Source organism: Tardiphaga sp. OK246 (assembly GCF_900188215.1).
GTDB lineage: Bacteria > Pseudomonadota > Alphaproteobacteria > Rhizobiales > Xanthobacteraceae > Tardiphaga > Tardiphaga robiniae.
Genome location: NZ_FZOX01000006.1, coordinates 207594 through 224412, shown reverse-complemented (window position 1 = coordinate 224412; position 16819 = coordinate 207594). Strand labels below are relative to the sequence as shown.

The 16819-nt window shown below is 62.5% G+C and carries 16 protein-coding genes; 8 read left to right on the top strand and 8 right to left on the bottom strand.

Features of this window, described 5'->3' with window-relative positions; translation table 11 throughout:
• The first annotated feature begins 14 nt into the window (after positions 1-14).
• Genes CHC01_RS25155 through CHC01_RS25145 form a run of 3 tightly spaced genes read left to right on the top strand, consistent with a single transcriptional unit; the run spans position 15 to position 2465 of the window.
• Positions 15-755, top strand: a complete 741-nt coding sequence (locus CHC01_RS25155; RefSeq protein ID WP_089267100.1) for an SDR family oxidoreductase — start codon at positions 15-17, stop codon at positions 753-755.
• 37 nt (positions 756-792) lie between these two features.
• Positions 793-1767 (top strand): alpha/beta fold hydrolase, encoded by a 975-nt coding sequence (locus CHC01_RS25150; RefSeq protein WP_502695684.1) that lies wholly within the window; start codon positions 793-795, stop codon positions 1765-1767.
• Positions 1768-1808: 41 nt separating this feature from the next.
• Positions 1809-2465 (top strand): HD domain-containing protein, encoded by a 657-nt coding sequence (locus CHC01_RS25145; RefSeq protein ID WP_089267099.1) that lies wholly within the window; start codon positions 1809-1811, stop codon positions 2463-2465.
• A gap of 20 nt (positions 2466-2485) precedes the next feature.
• Here the strand turns inward: CHC01_RS25145 and CHC01_RS25140 are convergent, their stop codons facing one another.
• From CHC01_RS25140 to CHC01_RS25125, 4 genes are all read right to left on the bottom strand, one after another.
• On the bottom strand, positions 2486-3166 hold the full coding sequence (locus tag CHC01_RS25140; RefSeq protein ID WP_089267309.1) for a response regulator transcription factor: 681 nt from the start codon (positions 3164-3166) through the stop codon (positions 2486-2488).
• 278 nt (positions 3167-3444) lie between these two features.
• A complete protein-coding gene (locus CHC01_RS25135; protein ID WP_089267098.1) occupies positions 3445-5040 on the bottom strand; it encodes a Do family serine endopeptidase in 1596 nt (531 codons plus the stop codon).
• Between the two features lie 188 nt (positions 5041-5228).
• Entirely contained in the window at positions 5229-5624 is a 396-nt protein-coding gene (locus tag CHC01_RS25130; RefSeq protein WP_089267097.1) for a carboxymuconolactone decarboxylase family protein, read from the bottom strand.
• 36 nt (positions 5625-5660) lie between these two features.
• Complete coding sequence (locus CHC01_RS25125) at positions 5661-6629, bottom strand: Bug family tripartite tricarboxylate transporter substrate binding protein (RefSeq protein WP_089267096.1); 969 nt, start codon at positions 6627-6629, stop codon at positions 5661-5663.
• A gap of 136 nt (positions 6630-6765) precedes the next feature.
• Between CHC01_RS25125 and CHC01_RS25120 the strand changes: the two genes are divergently transcribed.
• The 5 genes from CHC01_RS25120 to CHC01_RS25100 all read left to right on the top strand — a co-directional run bounded on the left by CHC01_RS25120 (position 6766) and on the right by CHC01_RS25100 (position 12411).
• Complete coding sequence (locus tag CHC01_RS25120) at positions 6766-7674, top strand: amidohydrolase family protein (RefSeq protein WP_089267095.1); 909 nt, start codon at positions 6766-6768, stop codon at positions 7672-7674.
• A complete protein-coding gene (locus CHC01_RS25115) occupies positions 7671-8357 on the top strand; it encodes a GntR family transcriptional regulator (protein WP_089267094.1) in 687 nt (228 codons plus the stop codon). Before CHC01_RS25120 ends, CHC01_RS25115 begins: the two co-directional genes overlap by 4 nt.
• 269 nt (positions 8358-8626) lie before the next feature.
• On the top strand, positions 8627-9289 hold the full coding sequence (locus tag CHC01_RS25110) for a response regulator (protein WP_089267093.1): 663 nt from the start codon (positions 8627-8629) through the stop codon (positions 9287-9289).
• 57 nt (positions 9290-9346) lie between these two features.
• The gene (locus CHC01_RS25105; RefSeq protein WP_089267092.1) at positions 9347-11116 is read left to right on the top strand and encodes a hybrid sensor histidine kinase/response regulator; all 1770 of its coding nucleotides are present in this window, start codon (positions 9347-9349) and stop codon (positions 11114-11116) included.
• A gap of 563 nt (positions 11117-11679) precedes the next feature.
• The gene (locus CHC01_RS25100) at positions 11680-12411 is read left to right on the top strand and encodes a sulfite exporter TauE/SafE family protein (RefSeq protein ID WP_089267091.1); all 732 of its coding nucleotides are present in this window, start codon (positions 11680-11682) and stop codon (positions 12409-12411) included.
• A 42-nt stretch (positions 12412-12453) separates the two neighbouring features.
• Here CHC01_RS25100 and CHC01_RS25095 read toward each other — a convergent pair whose 3' ends face one another.
• Genes CHC01_RS25095 through ccmI form a run of 4 tightly spaced genes read right to left on the bottom strand, consistent with a single transcriptional unit; the run spans position 12454 to position 16569 of the window.
• On the bottom strand, positions 12454-12951 hold the full coding sequence (locus tag CHC01_RS25095) for a cytochrome c-type biogenesis protein (protein WP_089267090.1): 498 nt from the start codon (positions 12949-12951) through the stop codon (positions 12454-12456).
• A 4-nt stretch (positions 12952-12955) separates the two neighbouring features.
• On the bottom strand, positions 12956-14938 hold the full coding sequence (locus CHC01_RS25090) for a heme lyase CcmF/NrfE family subunit (protein ID WP_089267089.1): 1983 nt from the start codon (positions 14936-14938) through the stop codon (positions 12956-12958).
• The gene (gene ccmE, locus CHC01_RS25085; RefSeq protein ID WP_089267088.1) at positions 14935-15444 is read right to left on the bottom strand and encodes a cytochrome c maturation protein CcmE; all 510 of its coding nucleotides are present in this window, start codon (positions 15442-15444) and stop codon (positions 14935-14937) included. The genes CHC01_RS25090 and ccmE overlap by 4 nt, the downstream gene beginning before the upstream one ends.
• Before the next feature lie 6 nt (positions 15445-15450).
• Positions 15451-16569, bottom strand: coding sequence for a c-type cytochrome biogenesis protein CcmI (gene ccmI, locus CHC01_RS25080; protein ID WP_089267087.1), 1119 nt, complete (start codon positions 16567-16569; stop codon positions 15451-15453).
• Positions 16570-16819: the final 250 nt, after the last annotated feature.

Genomic DNA, 16819 nt, shown 5'->3' with positions numbered 1-16819 from the left:
AGGGAGAAAATATCATGAAAATCGTCGTCATCGGAGGTAGCGGCCTCATCGGTACGCAGGTCGTGAGCGGCTTGAGGAAGCTGGGCCACAAGGTCCTCGCCGCCTCGCCGTCGACGGGCGTCAACACGCTGACGCGGGAAGGACTGGCCGAGGCCATGTCCGGGACAAACGTCGTCATCGACGTGGCGAATTCACCATCATTCGAGGACGGGCCAGTGATGGAATTCTTCCAGACATCCACCCGCAACCTGCTCGCGGCGGAAAAGGCCGCAGACGTCCAGCATCATCTGGCCCTGTCTGTGGTCGGGACCGAGCGCCTTCAAGCCAGCGGCTATTTCCGTGCCAAGCTGGCCCAGGAGGATCTCATCAAGGCGTCTGGAATGCCCTACACGATCCTGCGGGCGACGCAGTTCTTCGAATTCATCCCCGCCATCGTGCAAGGCGGCGTGGACGGCGACGTGATTCGCCTGGCGCCGGCCCTGATCCAGCCCATCGCATCTGCGGACGTGGCAGCCGCCATGGTGGACCTGGCCCTGGGCACCCCGGTGAACGGCGTCGTCGAGGTGGCCGGGCCCGAACCGCTCCCGCTCGACGCACTCGGGCGCAAATATCTGACGGCAAAGCGGGATCCACGCCAGGTCATCGCCGACATCCACGCGGGTTATTTCGGCACGCCGATCAATGACCGCTCCCTGACGCCCGATGCCGGCGCGCGCATCGGAGCGATAAATCTCGACGACTGGCTCAAGGGCTGATCGACGCAACCTGCTCTCCACCAACCAAGGACCGACCATGACCGACGACGTTCCGCGCTCGACACCCTCCCGCCGCGATCTGCTCGCAGCTGCCGCCATCACCGCGATCACTGCCGGCTTGCCCTCGATCGCCGAGGGCAAGGCCGACGACAAGCCAACCAAACCTCACGCTCACAAAGGACATCGCACCATGAGCACTATCACCACAAAGGACGGCACCGAAATCTATTACAAGGACTGGGGCAAGGGCCCGGTCGTTACCTTCTCCCACGGCTGGCCGCTCAATGCGGACGCGTGGGACGGCCAGATGCTGTTTCTGGCCCAGCATGGCTATCGTGTCGTCGCCCATGACCGCCGCGGTCATGGCCGCTCCAGCCAGGCCTCAAACAACAATGACATGAACGGTTATGCCGACGATCTCGCCGCAGTCATCGAGACGCTCGATCTGAAGGACGCGACGCTGGTCGGCCATTCCACGGGTGGCGGCGAAGTCGCACGCTACATCGGCCGCCACGGCACCAAGCGTGTGAAGAAGGCGGTGCTGATCGCGGCGGTGCCACCGATCATGCTGAAGACACCAGCCAATCCGGAAGGATTGCCGATCGAGGTGTTCGACGGCATCCGCGCCGGCGTGGCCGGAGATCGGTCGCAATATTACAAGGATTTGGCGATCGCCTTCTACGGCGCCAACCGGCCCGGCGCGAAAGTCTCGCAGGGCACGCTGGATCAGTTCTGGCTGTGGAGCATGCAGGCCGGCGCGAAGAATGCCTATGAGAGCGTGAAGGCATTCTCGGAGACGGATTTCACGGAAGACCTGAAGAAGTTCGACATCCCCACCCTCGTCCTGCATGGCGAGGACGATCAGATCGTGCCCGTGAAGGATTCCGCAGTGAAATCAGCCAAGCTGATCAAGGGTGCCAAGGATGTCTATTATCCCGGCGCACCGCACGGCATCACGGCGACCCATGCAGATCAGGTCAATGCCGAGCTGCTGAAATTCCTGAAGAGCTAGCACAGGCAACCTTCACGGTCCGACAGAGCGAGGCGACGAACATGCAACAGATCAATGACAGGCAACTGGCGGGAGTGACCGTCCCCGATACGGCCATCATCGCCAGCGCGATCGACCACGCCCGGAACAGTTGCGAACCATACCTGTTCAACCATGTCGTCAGGTCATGGTTGTTTGCGGTGCGGCTCGCTCAACTGCAGAACATCGAGCACGACGGCGAGGTTCTCGCCGTCGCAGCACTACTGCATGACATCACGCTCAATGAACGCTTCGCCGGACCGCGTCGCTTCGAAGTAGAAGGCGCCGACCTCGCGCGTCTCTTTGCACGGGAGCATGGCTTCGACCGAAGCCGTGCACAGTTGATCTGGGATAGCGTTGCGCTCAATTCCACGCCGTCGATTGGGCTGTTCAAGGAAGCCGAAGTCGCGCTCTGCACCGCCGGCATCTGCTTCGATGTCGTCGGCTTGCAGTATGAGCTTATTCCACCGAGCGACGTTGCGGCAATTGTCGCGGAATTTCCACGTTTGGGAATGAAGCAGAAAATGACTCGCTGCTTCTGCCATATCGCCCGGACCCAACCCGGCACCACTTACGACAACTTCATTCGCGATTTCGGCGAACGTTTCGTGGCGGGCTACAAGGCAAGCTCCGTCGTCGAACTGGTGATCAACGCGCCGTTCGACGAAGAACAGCCATAGATGCGCGACGGGGCCGCCGCTTACTTCATGCCGTCGCGGACCATATAGCCGGCGCCGCGAATCGTGTGCAGCAGCGGACGCTCGAAGCCCTTGTCGATCTTCGAGCGCAGGCGCGAGATATGGACGTCGATCACGTTGGTCTGCGGATCGAAATGATAATCCCAGACGTTTTCCAGCAGCATGGTGCGGGTGACCACCTGCCCGGCATGTTTCATGAGATATTCGAGCAGCCGGAATTCGCGAGGCTGCAGGACCAGCTCCTGGCCGCCGCGCGTCACGCCATGGGACAGCCGGTCGAGTTCGAGATCACCGACGCGATAGGTCGTTTCTTCGGCGGGACCACCCTGGCGGCGCGACAGCACTTCGACGCGCGCGAGCAGCTCCGCGAATGAATAAGGCTTCGGCAGATAGTCGTCACCGCCGGCGCGCAGGCCCTTGATGCGATCGTCGACCTGGCCCAGCGCCGAGAGGATCAGCGCCGGCGTCCGGTTACCCTTGTCGCGCAGGCCGCCGATAACGGAGAGTCCATCGCGCTTCGGCAACATGCGATCGACCACCAGCACGTCGTAATCGCCGGAATCGGCGAGCGCGAAACCTTCCTCGCCATCACTGGCGTGATCGGCGACATGGCCGACCTCACGGAAAGCCTTGACCAGATAGTCGGCGGATTCGCGGTCGTCTTCGATGATGAGCAGACGCATCTGGGGATCGGATTCGCTGTGGATCTTGTGAGTCTCGGTCACCATGGCGCGCACCGGGCTTTCATGCAAGGCGGCGGAATGCCCGCCGGTTATCCTTCGGGGCAGAAAGAAGAATAGGCGGTGAAGCTGGGGGAACTTCACCGCCCATTGGCCTTTCAACGGAGGGGGGCGTTTTCCATCGAAAGGAAGCAGCGGGAGCGAGTTTGTGGCTCGCCCCCTGGAAAGAGCCGTCAGCGGGGGCGACTATGCCGGCGACACTCTCCGTTCATGTGCGGTGATCAGCTCTTCGCGAGGGGAACGGCGACGAACTTCGAGGAGCCGTTCGAGCGAACCCTGATCAGCACGCTGTTCTTGTTGTCGTTGTGCGCGGCGACAATCGCCTCGCGCACATCGCCGGGATTGGTCACACTCTTGCCGGCGACTTCGAGAATGACGTCGCCTTCCTTGAAGCCACGCTCGGCAGCGGCGCTCTTCGGATCGACGCCGGTCACGACCACGCCGTCCTTGCCGGCACCGGCGACACTGCTCGCGGGCGAGACCGTGAGGCCGAGCCGCGGCACGTCGCTGCCGCGCGATGACGATCCCTTGTCACCGCTATCGACATCGGCCTTCGCCTCTATCGTGTTCGGCAACTGGCCGAGGGTCATGGACAGAACCTTGTCCTCGCCCTTGTGCAGCACGTTGATCTTCACCGTGTTGCCCGGCGCGAAGCCGCCAATGGTGCGGGCGAGTTCGCGTGCATCTTTGACCGGCGTGCCATTCACCGCGGTGATGACGTCACCCGACTTGATGCCAGCCTTGGCTGCCGGACCATCGGCCTGGGGCTCGGCGACCAGCGCACCTTCCGCCTTCTTCAGGCCGAGACTGTCGGCGATATCCTGGGTCACCGGCTGAATCTGCACGCCGATCCAGCCACGCGAGACCGAACCCTTGTCCTTGAGCTGCGCCACCACCGTCTTCACGGTCGAGGCCGGGATCGAGAACGCGATACCGACGCTGCCGCCCGAGGGCGAATAGATCGCGGTGTTGACGCCCATCACTTCGCCCGACGTATCGAAAGCCGGACCACCCGAATTGCCCTTGTTCACGGGCGCATCGATCTGGATGAAATCGTCATACGGACCGCTGCCGATGTCACGGCCCGAGGCCGAGACGATACCGGCGGTCACGGTGCCGCCGAGTCCGAACGGGTTGCCGACTGCCAGCACCCAGTCGCCGATCCGCGGCTTGCCGTCAGCAAGCTTGGCGAACGGGAAATCGGTGCGGCCCTCGACCTTGATCAGCGCCAGATCGGTACGCGGATCGGTGCCGATCACCTTGGCCGAATAGGTCTTGCCGTCGTCGGTCGAGACCTCGACCTTGTCGGCGCCATCGACCACGTGATTGTTGGTTACGGCGAAACCGTCAGCCGAGATGAAGAAGCCCGAGCCCTGACCGCTCACGACGCCACGGCCGCCGCCGCGCGGACCACCGCGCATGCCCGGGGGCACGCCGTCCTGGCCGAAGCGCTTGAAGAAGCGCTCCATCGGGGAGCCCGGCTGGAACGGCGAGTCGCCGTTGTTGTCGTCATCCTTCGATGCGACCTTCTCCTTCATGTTGACCTTGACCGAGATCACCGACGGCTTCACGCGCTCAACGATATCGGCGAAGCCGACCGGCTGCGCGGCCTGCGACTTGACCTGCTTGTCAACCTGCGCATGCGCAGTGGTGGTGAAGATGTCGACCGGACCGTTGGAGGGCGACAGGCCATAAGCGGCAACACCAAGGCCCGCAACAACCGACGCCATCAGCGCGAATTTACGCGCAGAGAACAGCGAACGGCGGGACGCCTTGTAGGACGGCAATTCGGAAAAATCGTTGGGGCGGTCGGACATCGAGAAAATCTCCAGAGCAACGGCGCGGGGGCAAGGCGCCTTGTGTGATCTGAAGATGGAGGTTTCCACCTTACCGCGGGCTGGCAGGGGAATTAAGGTTTGGTAATCTGGCGGATACAGGTGTGGCGGGGTGACGCAGGGAAAACCGCGCCTGAATCACCCCGATATCGGCAGATGCAGCGGCGGTATCAACCGCCGGTCTTTTGACCCGTCTCCGGGAACAGACCGGCCAGGATTTCGCCGGCCATGTTGAAGGCTGCAACGCCGCGGAACAGCGCCGCGATTCCGGCGCTTGCGTGCAGTTCCTCAAGCGTGGCCCCGGCCTTGATCGCAGCCTTTGCGTGATTGGCAGCAGCTTCAGACGTCTGGACCAGCAGGATTGCGAACGACATCAATTGCACGGTCTTCTGGTCCAGTGCCGTCGGCGTCAGCGCCGCAATCCGCCAGTCCTCCAGCGCCGTGACCAAAGCGGGATCGACGCGCATGCCGAGTTCGAGCCGCTTGGCGATCTTCGGCGGCGTGAAGCCAATCATGGTCTCGTAGCGGGACTTCAGCTCGTCGAGTTCAGTAATTTTCTTCGTCATATGATTCCCGTTTTCAAATCGATTACCGCCGAGGTCCTACTCGACCTTGGCACCCGCTGTCTTCACCACCTGGCCCCATTTTTCCGACTCGGTGCGCAGAAACGCAGCGAACGCGTCGCCTGACAGTGTGCCGGGCTCGGCGCCGACATCGGCGAGGCGTTTCACCATGTCGGGGTCCTTCAGCACCTTGGTCACCCCGTCGATCAGCACCTTCGTCACATCCGGCGGCATCTTGGCCGGCGCGACGAGGCCAAACCATGACGACGCCTCGAAATTTGCGACACCCGCCTCCGCCATCGTCGGCAGCTCCGGGAACAGAGGCGAGCGCGCTGCGCCGGCCACGGCAATCGCGCGGATCGTGCCGCCCTGAACCTGCGGACGAATGGCGGGCATGTTGTCGAACATCATCGGGATCTGACCGGCGATCAGGTCATTCATCGCCGGCGCCGCGCCGCGATACGGCACATGGACGATATCGATGCCGGCGCGCGCCTTCAGCAGCTCGCCGGCCAGATGATTGGTTGATCCCAGGCCGGACGAGCCGAAATTGAGTTTGCCCGGCGATGCCTTGGCGAGCGCGATCAGCTCCGCCACCGTCGTCGCCTTCACGCCCGGATTGACCGCCAACACGATCGGAACCGACGCGATCAACGCCACCGGCGTGAAATCCTGCGCGGGATTGAAGGGGAGTTGCGCGTAGAGCGACTGATTGACCGCGAGCGGTCCGGGCGCCGTCAGCAGCAACGTATAGCCATCAGCGGGCGAGCGCGCGACTGCATCCGCGCCAATGTTGCCGCCGCCGCCGGCACGGTTGTCGATCACCACCGGCTGTCCCCAGAGCTCCTGCAGCTTGGTGCCAAGCAAGCGGGCAACGACGTCGTTCGATCCGCCGGCGGGAAACGGCACCACGATCTTGATGCCGCGTTCGGGAAACCCTGCATGGGCAACCTGGCCGACCAGCGAAACCATGACCAGAGCCACCAGTGCAGAAACCACGTGCCGCATGCGAACCTCCAAATAATCGATTTTTCTTGCTTCGTCGATTTTATGTTGGCACTACTTAAGGCTGTCGTCAAATCGGCTGATTGCCACCGTTTATTTTCAGCGAACAAAGATCGCTTATTTGAAGGGAGTTGCCACGATGAGTGCGCATACGCATGGCGCCCCACCGAAGCCCTGCCCCGGCCCCGATCGCCATCCAAAGCGGCCGGCATTCGTGATGCCGCGTGGTGCCTGCGATACCCATGTCCACGTCTTCGGCCCGCAGGCCGAATTTCCGTTCAGCGAACAGCGCAGCTACACGCCCGAAGACTGCACCTATGACGACCTGATGCAGCTCCACGAAACGCTCGGGATCGACCGCGCCGTCATCGTGCATGGCGGCGCTCATGGCACCGACAATAGTGCGACCCTCGCGGCCCTCGACCTCAATCCGCGACGACTGCGCGGGGTTGCCGTGATCCCGTCGGGCCTGCCGCAACAGGCGCTCGAAGACATGCACCTCCGCGGCATGCGGGGCTGCCGCATGTCCACCGTCGTCAGCGGCGGCGCATCCTTTGCGCATCTGGCGGGCCTCGCGGACGAGACCTTCGATTTCGGCTGGCACCTCGTGCTGCATTTCAACAGAGCGAGCGAACTGGTCGATGTCGCGCCGCAACTGATGCAGGTCAGCAGTCCGTTCGTGCTGGATCACCTCGCCCGGATCAGCGCTGCAGAAGGCGTCGACTCCGAACCGTTCCAAACCTTGCTGCGATTGCTCGACACCGACCGCTGCTGGGTCAAGCTCGCCAGCCTGTATCGCCTCTCTGCAGAGCCCTATCCGCATCGCGACATGCTGCCGATGATCGCGCGCGTGGTCGAAGCGCGTCCCGACCGCATCCTCTGGGGCAGCAACTGGCCGCATCCGATCTGCCCGGTCGCGATGCCGAACGATGGCGACCTCGTCGATCTCATCCCGCACTGGCTGCCGGATCCCAAAGCGCAGCAATTGGCACTGGTGGATAATCCGGCTTCGCTTTACGGTTTCGAGAGCATCGGACAGGCATCATGAGCACCGCACACACCACTACGGCCGGCGCGATCCCGACCACATTGTCCACCACGCTCGTCGCCCGCTTGCGGGACTCCATCATGCGCGGCGACCTACTGCCGGGCAGCAAACTCAATCTTGATCGCCTGCGCACCGCCTTCGGCGTCAGCCTCAGCCCGCTCCGCGAAGCGCTATGCCGTCTGGAGAATGACGGACTCGTCGCGCTGATCGACCAGCGCGGCTATCGCGTCACGCCGGTTTCTGCGAGCAATCTTGCCGAGATCATCCGGCTGCGCGTCGAACTCGAAGGCCTCGCCGTCAAGGAAGCCATCGAACACGGCGATGTCGCCTGGGAAGGACGCGTGCTCGGCTCGCTGCATCAGCTCAGCCGCTGCAAGCGCGGCTCACGCTCGGCGGCTGAACAGGAAGCCTGGGAGATTGCGCATCGCGCCTTCCATGCCGAACTGATCTCGGCATGCCAGATGCCGCTGCTGCGGCAGTTCTGTGCGACGCTGCACGACCAGAGCGATCGCTATCGCCGCATCTTCCTGAAGAAGCATCAGCCGGATCGCGATGTGCCTGCAGAACACACGGCCATGGCCCATGCGATGATCGAGCGGCGCACGCGCGATGCAACACGGATCCTGCGGGAGCATATCGAACGCACGGGTCGGAATATCCAGGCCGTGCTGGCGGCCGAATAGACGCCGGCCGCGACAACAGCTGCACTAGTGGATTGACGCTTCCCCCGTTTGATAGCGACGAGGACGAGTTTGGGATTGGCCGTCCAGACAAAGGGCTTTGGATCGGCGTTGGTTTCGATAACGAAGCGAGTCCTGAGCCTCAGCGGCCATATGTAAAAATACGGCAACTCGCGTATTTTGTATTAAGATCATCAGGCAAATGAATGCATGGATTCCAATCTTTGATTGGATCTGACTTATATCCTAGCGCCGTTGTAGCGGGGCGATACATGAGCGGACTGGTGAGGACGATCATTGCCGACGATCATGCCTTCATCCGGCAAGGTCTGAAACAGCTTCTATCGACTGTGGACAGGCTTACGGTCAGTGGAGAAGCGGCGGACGGTGAAGCCGTTCACCGGCTGCTGAACGAAAGCTCCGTCGATCTTCTCATACTCGATCTCGGCATGCCGGGTGTGAACGGGTTTCAATTCATAGCTAACCTGAGAACCGAATGGCCGGAGCTGCGAGTTCTTGTCGTCACCGCCAATGTTGAGCCACGTTCCGTTCGCGCAGCTTTTTCCGCGGGCGCGAATGGCTATTTGACCAAGAGCGGCGATCCATCCGAGCTCATCGCTGCAGTCGATGCCATCAGAAAAGGCAACGCCTATGTGGCGGAGGAGGTTCGTTTTGCGGTGGACCAGCATGACGGCCCGAACGACTCCCCGGAGCCCACGGCTGCGATCATATCTCCGGTCACGCTTACACGGCGCGAGCGGCAAATCCTGGGGATGATCCCTCACGGTGCCACCAGCCGCGACATCGCCAGCCGGCTCGGCATTAGTCCGCTGACCGCCCGGAAACATCGCGAGAATCTGATGCGGAAGCTTGATCTGCACAGCGGTGCTGAATTGACAGCCTACGCAATTCGTCTCGGCCTTCCAGCGGGCTAGCGCAACGGCAACTCGCGAACGAAGCCGCCGCACCGACCGGCGCGCGAAGAGGTTTCGATGCAAGAAGAGAAGATACGCGAGGCGCTCGTCGAGCTTTTATATCGCAATTCCTACGGAGTGGTGGTCGCCAACATCCTGATCTCCCTGGCGGCAGCGTACGTACTGAGGAGCGTCGTATCGGCGAGCTGGTTGATCGGATGGCTCGGCGCGTTATATCTGCTCACTGCCATACGCGTTCTGGCGGCGCGCCGGTTCTTCAACCGAGATAGAGAGCCGACGTCCGCGTTGCGATGGGCCTGGCTTGCGGCGGCGTTTTCCTGCGTGTCAGGCCTGCTGTGGGGAATGCTCGGCTGGGTTGGGTTCCTTCCTGAGGCGCCCATTCCTTTTTCATTCACGGTCATCGTTTTGACCGGTCTGATCTGCGGCACCGTTCCGTCGCTCTCGGCCTTTCCGCCTGCTCTCGTCGGCTCGATCATCGCAACGGTGCTGCCGATCACGGTACGCTCTATTACCAATGGAGGTGATATCTCCGGCGCATATCTCTCCCTGCTTGCGGGGCTTGTGGCCATCAATCTCTATTACTGCCGCACAACGTACCACATGCTGCGTGAGACCATCAGGTTGCGTCTGGAAAATGTCGAACTGGTGAGCCACCTGCAGGAAGAACGCGACCGCGCGCAAGCGGCCGATCATGCGAAAACGCGTTTCCTTGCGGCCGCCAGTCATGACCTGCGCCAGCCGATCCATGCCTTGAGTCTACTGATCGCCACGCTCGCGGCGCTGGGTCACCGCGGCGCTGTCGCATCGGGCGATGCTCGCGATCTGGCCGGCAAGGCAAAATCCATTGTCGGCAATCTCAGCGCCCTCCTGAATGGACTGCTCGACATCTCCCGGCTCGATGCCGGCGTCGTCACTGTTGCGAAGGAGACGGTGAATTTGTCGCAACTTTTCAATCAACTCGGCAGCGAATTCGCGCCCGTGGCGAAGGATCGCCGCCTTGATTGGCGTGTTGTTGAAAGCCGTCTGCTGGTGGACAGCGATCCCATGATGCTGAAACGGGTTTTGGACAATTTGCTGTCGAACGCTTTTCGATACACGAGATCCGGCGGCGTTCTGCTCGGCTGCCGTAGGCGCGACGCTTCGGTGGAAATCCAGATATGGGATACCGGCCCCGGCATCCCCGCAGATCAGCAAGCAATGGTCTTCGAGGAATTCGTGCAATTGCAGAACCCGGCGAGGGATCGCGCGCTCGGCCTCGGCCTTGGCCTCGCCATCGTTCGCCGCACCGCCGTACTGCTGCAACATCCGCTAAAGCTGGTCTCCGTCACCGGACGCGGCTCGATGTTTTCCCTTACGGTTCCGATAGCCAGTGCGGTGGAAACGCCCTTGCCCGACAACAAGGCATCACCAGCCGGCATCGCCGTCGGCATCATGGTCGTGGAAGACGAGAGGGATGTTCTCGATATCATGGTGCAGTTGCTCACACTGCAGGGGCATCGCGTCTATGCCGGCCGATCTGCCGCCGAGGTGCAACAGATTCATGCAGAGGCGATCGAGGCCGGCAAGGCACCGGTCGATCTGATCATTGCCGACTACCGCCTCGGAGATGGGGCTACGGGCCTGGACGTAATCGAGGCTCTTTGCGCGCATATCGGCCGCTCGGTCCCTGCCGTTATCGTGACCGGCGATACCTCGCCGTCGCGGATCAAGGAAGCCATCGCCAGCGGTCATCGTATTCTGCACAAGCCGATCACCGGCGAGGAATTGCACGAAGCGATCGTTGCAGCCTGTGTTGACGGCAAGGAATCGATCGATAGCGGTCGCTAAAAATATGTAGCTGCCCCGGATTGGCGATCACCGGGTCACGGTCGAGATAGCGTCTCGGCGCTGATCTCCCACGGCGGCGCCACCTGGCGGCGCAGGGCCTTTCGACATTAGCCTCCTCGCCGACGACGAAATACGACATCTGCCGTATCGCTCGCGCATGAACCCAGCGATATCGTTCACCCCAACTGGACGCGCTTGAACAGCCGATCTTGAATTCGGCAGTTGGAAGCAGGAGCGCGCTTTCAAAGTGACAGTCGAATTTTCCGAACGCGTGCAAGAAGGAAATTGGATATGGCAGTTACCAAGAGCTCCCACGTCCGTCGACCAACGCCTCCTCCGTCTCCTCTCAAAGCGTGGGCAATCGCTGTCCTGGCTGGCTTCGGCATTTTGCACGTTGTCGGAGGATACATGCTGAACCACGTGTCGAGTATCCAACCTATCGAAACGGCAACAACGGCGATCCACGGCGACTAGATGGATTTGTTATTGTCACTTGAGTGAGTTCGGACGCCCCACGCTGTCCCGCTATTGAAGACGATCACCGTTCCAAAGGAAGCGATGCCATGTCAGATATAGCGGCTTATTTGACGCTAAGCGGGGCGGTTTTTGCGGGCGCGTTCGTTTCCGGCCTTTCCGGGTTTGCGTTCTCGGCGGTCGCCGGTGCTGTCCTGCTACACGTTTTTCCGCCTATGGAAGCTGTGCCATTGATGATGGCTTGCAGCATCACTGTACAAGCGGCCACTCTGTTTGCGCTACGCAAGAACATGCAATGGAAAACCAGCCTCGTTTTCATCGCGGGTGGACTGCTAGGCATTCCGATCGCGATCTATCTCCTGCAGAATGTGGGTACTGAAACCTTCAGACTGGGTTTTGGAGCTCTCGTATCCCTTTACGCGACATATGCCTTGTTCCGGCCAACGCCTGCCTGCTCGCGTCAGATGGAGAGCCAGAGCAGAAACGCGCTGGTGGGGTTTGGTGGGGGACTGGTCGGCGGATTGACGGCGATGCCCGGCGCACTTCCTGCGATCTGGTGCGACATCCATGGTCTCCCGAAAAATCAGCAGCGCGGTCTGGTTCAACCCTACATCGGGGTGATGCAGCTTTTCGCCCTTGCTCTCATGCTTTCGCACCACAGCCTTTCGTTAAAGGTCTTGATCAACTTTGGCATGTCTCTACCCGCCTTGGCTGCTGGAACGGCTTTAGGCATCGTCCTGTTCGGACGGGTCAACGAAGCAGCCTTCAAACGAATTATCCTGGGCTTGTTGCTGTTTTCGGGACTTTGCCTTGTGATCTAGATGCGAGCTCTCAATAGTCGGCTGCTGGCCGGGGGCGGCGAACTAAACCGGCTTGTCCTGCACCGTTTCCTTGGCAATTAGCCGCTCGATCCGCGCTTCTTCCTCGGCGGTGAGCTGCATCACGGCATCATCATCGCCTGCAGCCCTGCCCCGTCGCCGGTTGTGCCACCACAAGGCGAAGCCGCCGCCGATCAGCACCAGCGGCGTCAGCAGCCACAGCAGCAGCGTATGCAGGTTGAGGCGCGGCTTCAGCAACACGAATTCGCCATAGCGCGCCACCAGGAAATCCAGCACCTGCTTGTCGCTCTCGCCGGTGGCAATGCGCTCGCGCACCAGCAAACGCAGATCGCGCGCCAGCGGTGCGTCGGAATCGTCAATGGACTGGTTCTGGCAGACCATGCAGCGCAGCTCCTTCGACAGGTTGCGCGCGCGGCCTTCCTGGGCCGGGTCCTTCATGATCTCGTCGGGCTGCACCGCATGCGCGAGCGGCGCAGCGAGCAGGAACATGACGGCGATGAGGCCTGCGACAATGCGTGTCACGCCATCACTCCGCCGGCTGTAGTGCGCGCGCCGCCTTGGCCGGCTTCGGCGCGCCGACGCGTAGCCGCCGGTCGGACAGTGACAGCAGCCCGCCAAAGGCCATCAGCACCGGCCCCCACCAGATCATCAGCACCAGCGGCTTGTGATACATCCGCACGGCGACAGCGCCGCCCGCGGCTTCCTCCCCGAGCGAGATATAGAGCTGGCTGGCGCCGCGCGACAGCAGCGCGGCTTCCGTGGTGGAGGACTGCCGCGCCGCGAAGTTGCGCTTCGATGGCATCATCTCGCCGATCTCATCGCCGCCGCGCGTCACCCTGAAGCGTGCGATGCTCTCACGGAAATTCGGCCCCTGCCGCTGCGTCACGTCCTTGAGCGTGAGCTCATAGCCGGCAAGCTTCGCCACATCATTCGGCTGCATGGTGCCGATATATTCGGTATTCCAGGTGCTCTCGCAAACGATACCGATCAGCGCGACGCCGATGCCAGCATGAGCAAAGGCCGTGCCCCAGGCCGCGCGCGGCAATCCGCGCGCACGGCGGAACGCGGCGCCGAACGGCAAACGAAACAGCATGGTGCGTTCGGCGATATCGACGATCGATCCGGCAATGACGAACACGCCGAGCCCGATCGCCAGCGGCGCCAGCGCCGCGCCGCCGGTCGTCCATGCCCAGACCAATGCCACCGCCAGCAGCGCGGCAATGCCGGCCGCCATCAGCCGCTGCGTGACGCCTCGGAGATCGCCGCGTTTCCACGCCAGCAGCGGCCCGAACGGCATCGCCAGCAGCAACGGCACGAACAGCGGGCCGAATGTGAGGTTGAAGAACGGCGCGCCGACAGAGATTTTCTCGCCGGTCAGCATTTCCAGCGCCAGCGGATACAACGTGCCGATGAACACCGTGGCGCAGGCCGTGGTGAGGAACAGGTTGTTCAGCACCAGCGCGCCTTCGCGCGAGATGGGCGCGAACAATCCGCCCTGCTTCAGCGACGACGCACGCCACATATACAGCGTCAGGCTGCCGCCAATGAACACGCACAGGATCAGCAGGATGAACACGCCGCGCGTCGGGTCGGTCGCAAAGGCATGAACCGAGGTGAGGACGCCGGAGCGCACCAGGAATGTGCCGAGCAGCGACAGCGAGAAGGTAAGGATCGCCAGCAAGATGGTCCAGACCTTCAGCGCGTTGCGTTTCTCCATCACCACCGCGGAGTGCAGCAACGCGGTGCCGGACAGCCATGGCATCAGCGAGGCGTTCTCGACGGGATCCCAGAACCACCAGCCACCCCAGCCGAGTTCGTAATAAGCCCAGTACGAGCCCATCGCGATGCCGAGCGTCAGAAATATCCACGCCACCAGCGTCCATGGCCGCACCCAGCGCGCCCAAGCGGCATCGATGCGGCCTTCGATCAATGCAGCGACGGCGAAGGAGAATGCGATGGAGAAGCCGACATAGCCGAGATAGAGCATCGGCGGATGCACCGCGAGGCCGATATCCTGCAGCACCGGATTGAGATCGCGGCCCTCGAGCGGCGGCTGTGCCAGCCGCAGGAACGGATTCGAGGTCATCAGGATGAACAGATAGAACGCCGCGGCGATCCAGCCCTGCACCGCCAGCACATGCGCGCGCAGCGACAGCGGCAGATTATTGCCGAAGGCGGCGACGAGCCCGCCGAACAGTGCGAGGATCGACACCCACAGCAGCATCGAGCCTTCGTGGTTTCCCCATACGCCGGTGATCTTGTAGAGCAGCGGCTTGGCCGAATGCGAATTCTCGAACACATTGGCGACGGAGAAATCCGACGTGACATAGAGCGTCGTCAGCGCCAGGAACGAGAGTCCGGCGAACAGCAATTGCGCCAGCGCGGTCGAGCGCGCAACATTCATCAAGGCGGGATCGCGCAGCCGCGCACCGATGATCGGCACCGTCGACTGGATCAGCGCCAGCGCGAGCGCCAGCACCAGTGCATAGTGTCCCGCTTCGGCAATCACTGCAAAACACTCTGTTTTGCAGGGGTCACCACAGGCTTGGCAGCGCCCTGCGACATCACCGGCTTGCCGCCCTCGCCTTCCTGCCAGCGCCCCTGTTTCTTGAGCGCGTCAGCGACTTCCTTCGGCATGTAGTTCTCGTCATGCTTCGCCAGCACCGTATCGGCCTTGAACACGCCCGACGCATCCATCGCGCCTTCGGCGACAACGCCCTGCCCCTCGCGGAACAGATCCGGCAGGATGCCCTTGTAGTTCACCGGCAAGGTTGCGCCACCATCGGAGACCTTGAAGCTCACGGCGAGATTATCGCCGCGCACCAGCGAGCCCTGCTCGACCATGCCGCCGAGACGAAAGCGCTTGCCAACGGGGATCTGCTTTTCGGCAACCATCTGCGGCGTCGAGAAGAACACGATGGAGTCGCGCAGCGCGTTCAGCACCAGCCCGGCCGCGATGGCGAGCACCACCAGCGCTCCACCGATCATCGTCAATCGTCGCTGCTTGCGCGTCATTGGAAGTCACCCATCCAGCCCGGAGTCCTTCAGGCCATCGTTCAGCTTGCGCAGCCGCTCGGCATCCGTGCCGACCGCCTCCCGTGCATCCGCCAGCGCGCTCTTTGCCTTGTCGCGCTCACCGAGCACCATATAGGCACGCACCAGCCGCAACCATCCCTCGACATCGCTGCCATCCTGCTTCAGCCGCGTGGCAAGCCGGTCGACCATGCCATGGATCATCGCATTGCGGTCGCCGGCATTCATGCCCTGTACCGACGCGATCGTGTCTTCCGACAGCGCCGGCAGGTTCGGACCTGATTTCGGAGCGCTGCCGCCGACGCGCGCCAGGGCCGCCGTGACCACCGGACGCCACGGCGCATCCGCAGGTCCCTTTGTCAGCATGTCGCGCCAGATCACCGCCGCGTCGCTGCCACGCCCGTCCTGCTCGGCCGCGAGGCCCAGGAAGTAGCGTGCCTTCACCTCACCGGCGTCGAGCGCGACAGCGCGTTCGAATTCGGTCTTGGCATCCGCGGTGATGACACCATTGGCGGCCATCGCCATGGCCTCGCCGAGATCGGCGCGGCGCGCGGCCGTATCGCCGGCATAGGTGATCGCATTGCGGAACGCGCGCACCGCATCGTCGGTGCGGCCGATCTTCGCCAGCACAGGCGCCAGCACGGTCCAGCCACGGCCGTCGGTCGGGTTTTTCTCGAGATGCTGCTCGACCTGTGCGACGAGATTGTCCAGCGGCTGGGTGGGACTCGGCGACTGGTTGCGCGCGGCGAGCGGAAAGTCCGGCATGGCAGGCGAACCGAGCGGCAGATAGAAGCCGACGGCCAGCAGCGGCAGGCCGATCAGCGCCACCAGCGCCACCGCGCGGCGAAAGCCAGGACTGCTGCCCACGGACGCCGCGCCCTCGGCATCGACGGCTGCCAGCAGACGGCGGCTGATCTCGACACGCGCCGCCTCCGCCTCCGTCGGTCCGATCAGACCGGCGGCGGTATCGCGGGTGATTTCAGCGAGCTGATCCCGGTAGACAGTGGCCTCGGTACCCCCGGCATCGGAGCGGGTCCGGCCAAGCGGCCACAACACGGCGAAAGTCGCCGCGGCGGTCATCAAGGCGAACACAAACCATAAGGCCATCAATGGGTTCCGGCGTAGTCTTGAGTCGATCTAAACGACGTCTTTGCCGGGTTACACCATGGCCATCGACGCCGCGCAATTGACTTTTATGCCATCGCGACGTCCAGCCGCTTGTTCTGGATCAAGAATTGCGGCGGCTCCGAGCCCGCTTTCCGAGTAATGCCCCCTCCGCGACGTGGATGCCCTCCGGGAAGACCCATCGACGCGATTGACGAAACCGCTATCGGGCCTGCCGCGCGCCGACAAAGGC

Coding starts and splice junctions, on each gene's coding strand:
- CHC01_RS25155 (WP_089267100.1), top strand. CDS start 15: ATGAAAATCGTCGTCATCGGAGGTAGCGGCCTCATCGGTACGCAGGTC.
- CHC01_RS25150 (WP_502695684.1), top strand. CDS start 793: ATGACCGACGACGTTCCGCGCTCGACACCCTCCCGCCGCGATCTGCTC.
- CHC01_RS25145 (WP_089267099.1), top strand. CDS start 1,809: ATGCAACAGATCAATGACAGGCAACTGGCGGGAGTGACCGTCCCCGAT.
- CHC01_RS25140 (WP_089267309.1), bottom strand. CDS start 3,166: ATGCGTCTGCTCATCATCGAAGACGACCGCGAATCCGCCGACTATCTG.
- CHC01_RS25135 (WP_089267098.1), bottom strand. CDS start 5,040: ATGTCCGACCGCCCCAACGATTTTTCCGAATTGCCGTCCTACAAGGCG.
- CHC01_RS25130 (WP_089267097.1), bottom strand. CDS start 5,624: ATGACGAAGAAAATTACTGAACTCGACGAGCTGAAGTCCCGCTACGAG.
- CHC01_RS25125 (WP_089267096.1), bottom strand. CDS start 6,629: ATGCGGCACGTGGTTTCTGCACTGGTGGCTCTGGTCATGGTTTCGCTG.
- CHC01_RS25120 (WP_089267095.1), top strand. CDS start 6,766: ATGAGTGCGCATACGCATGGCGCCCCACCGAAGCCCTGCCCCGGCCCC.
- CHC01_RS25115 (WP_089267094.1), top strand. CDS start 7,671: ATGAGCACCGCACACACCACTACGGCCGGCGCGATCCCGACCACATTG.
- CHC01_RS25110 (WP_089267093.1), top strand. CDS start 8,627: ATGAGCGGACTGGTGAGGACGATCATTGCCGACGATCATGCCTTCATC.
- CHC01_RS25105 (WP_089267092.1), top strand. CDS start 9,347: ATGCAAGAAGAGAAGATACGCGAGGCGCTCGTCGAGCTTTTATATCGC.
- CHC01_RS25100 (WP_089267091.1), top strand. CDS start 11,680: ATGTCAGATATAGCGGCTTATTTGACGCTAAGCGGGGCGGTTTTTGCG.
- ccmE (WP_089267088.1), bottom strand. CDS start 15,444: ATGACGCGCAAGCAGCGACGATTGACGATGATCGGTGGAGCGCTGGTG.
- ccmI (WP_089267087.1), bottom strand. CDS start 16,569: ATGGCCTTATGGTTTGTGTTCGCCTTGATGACCGCCGCGGCGACTTTC.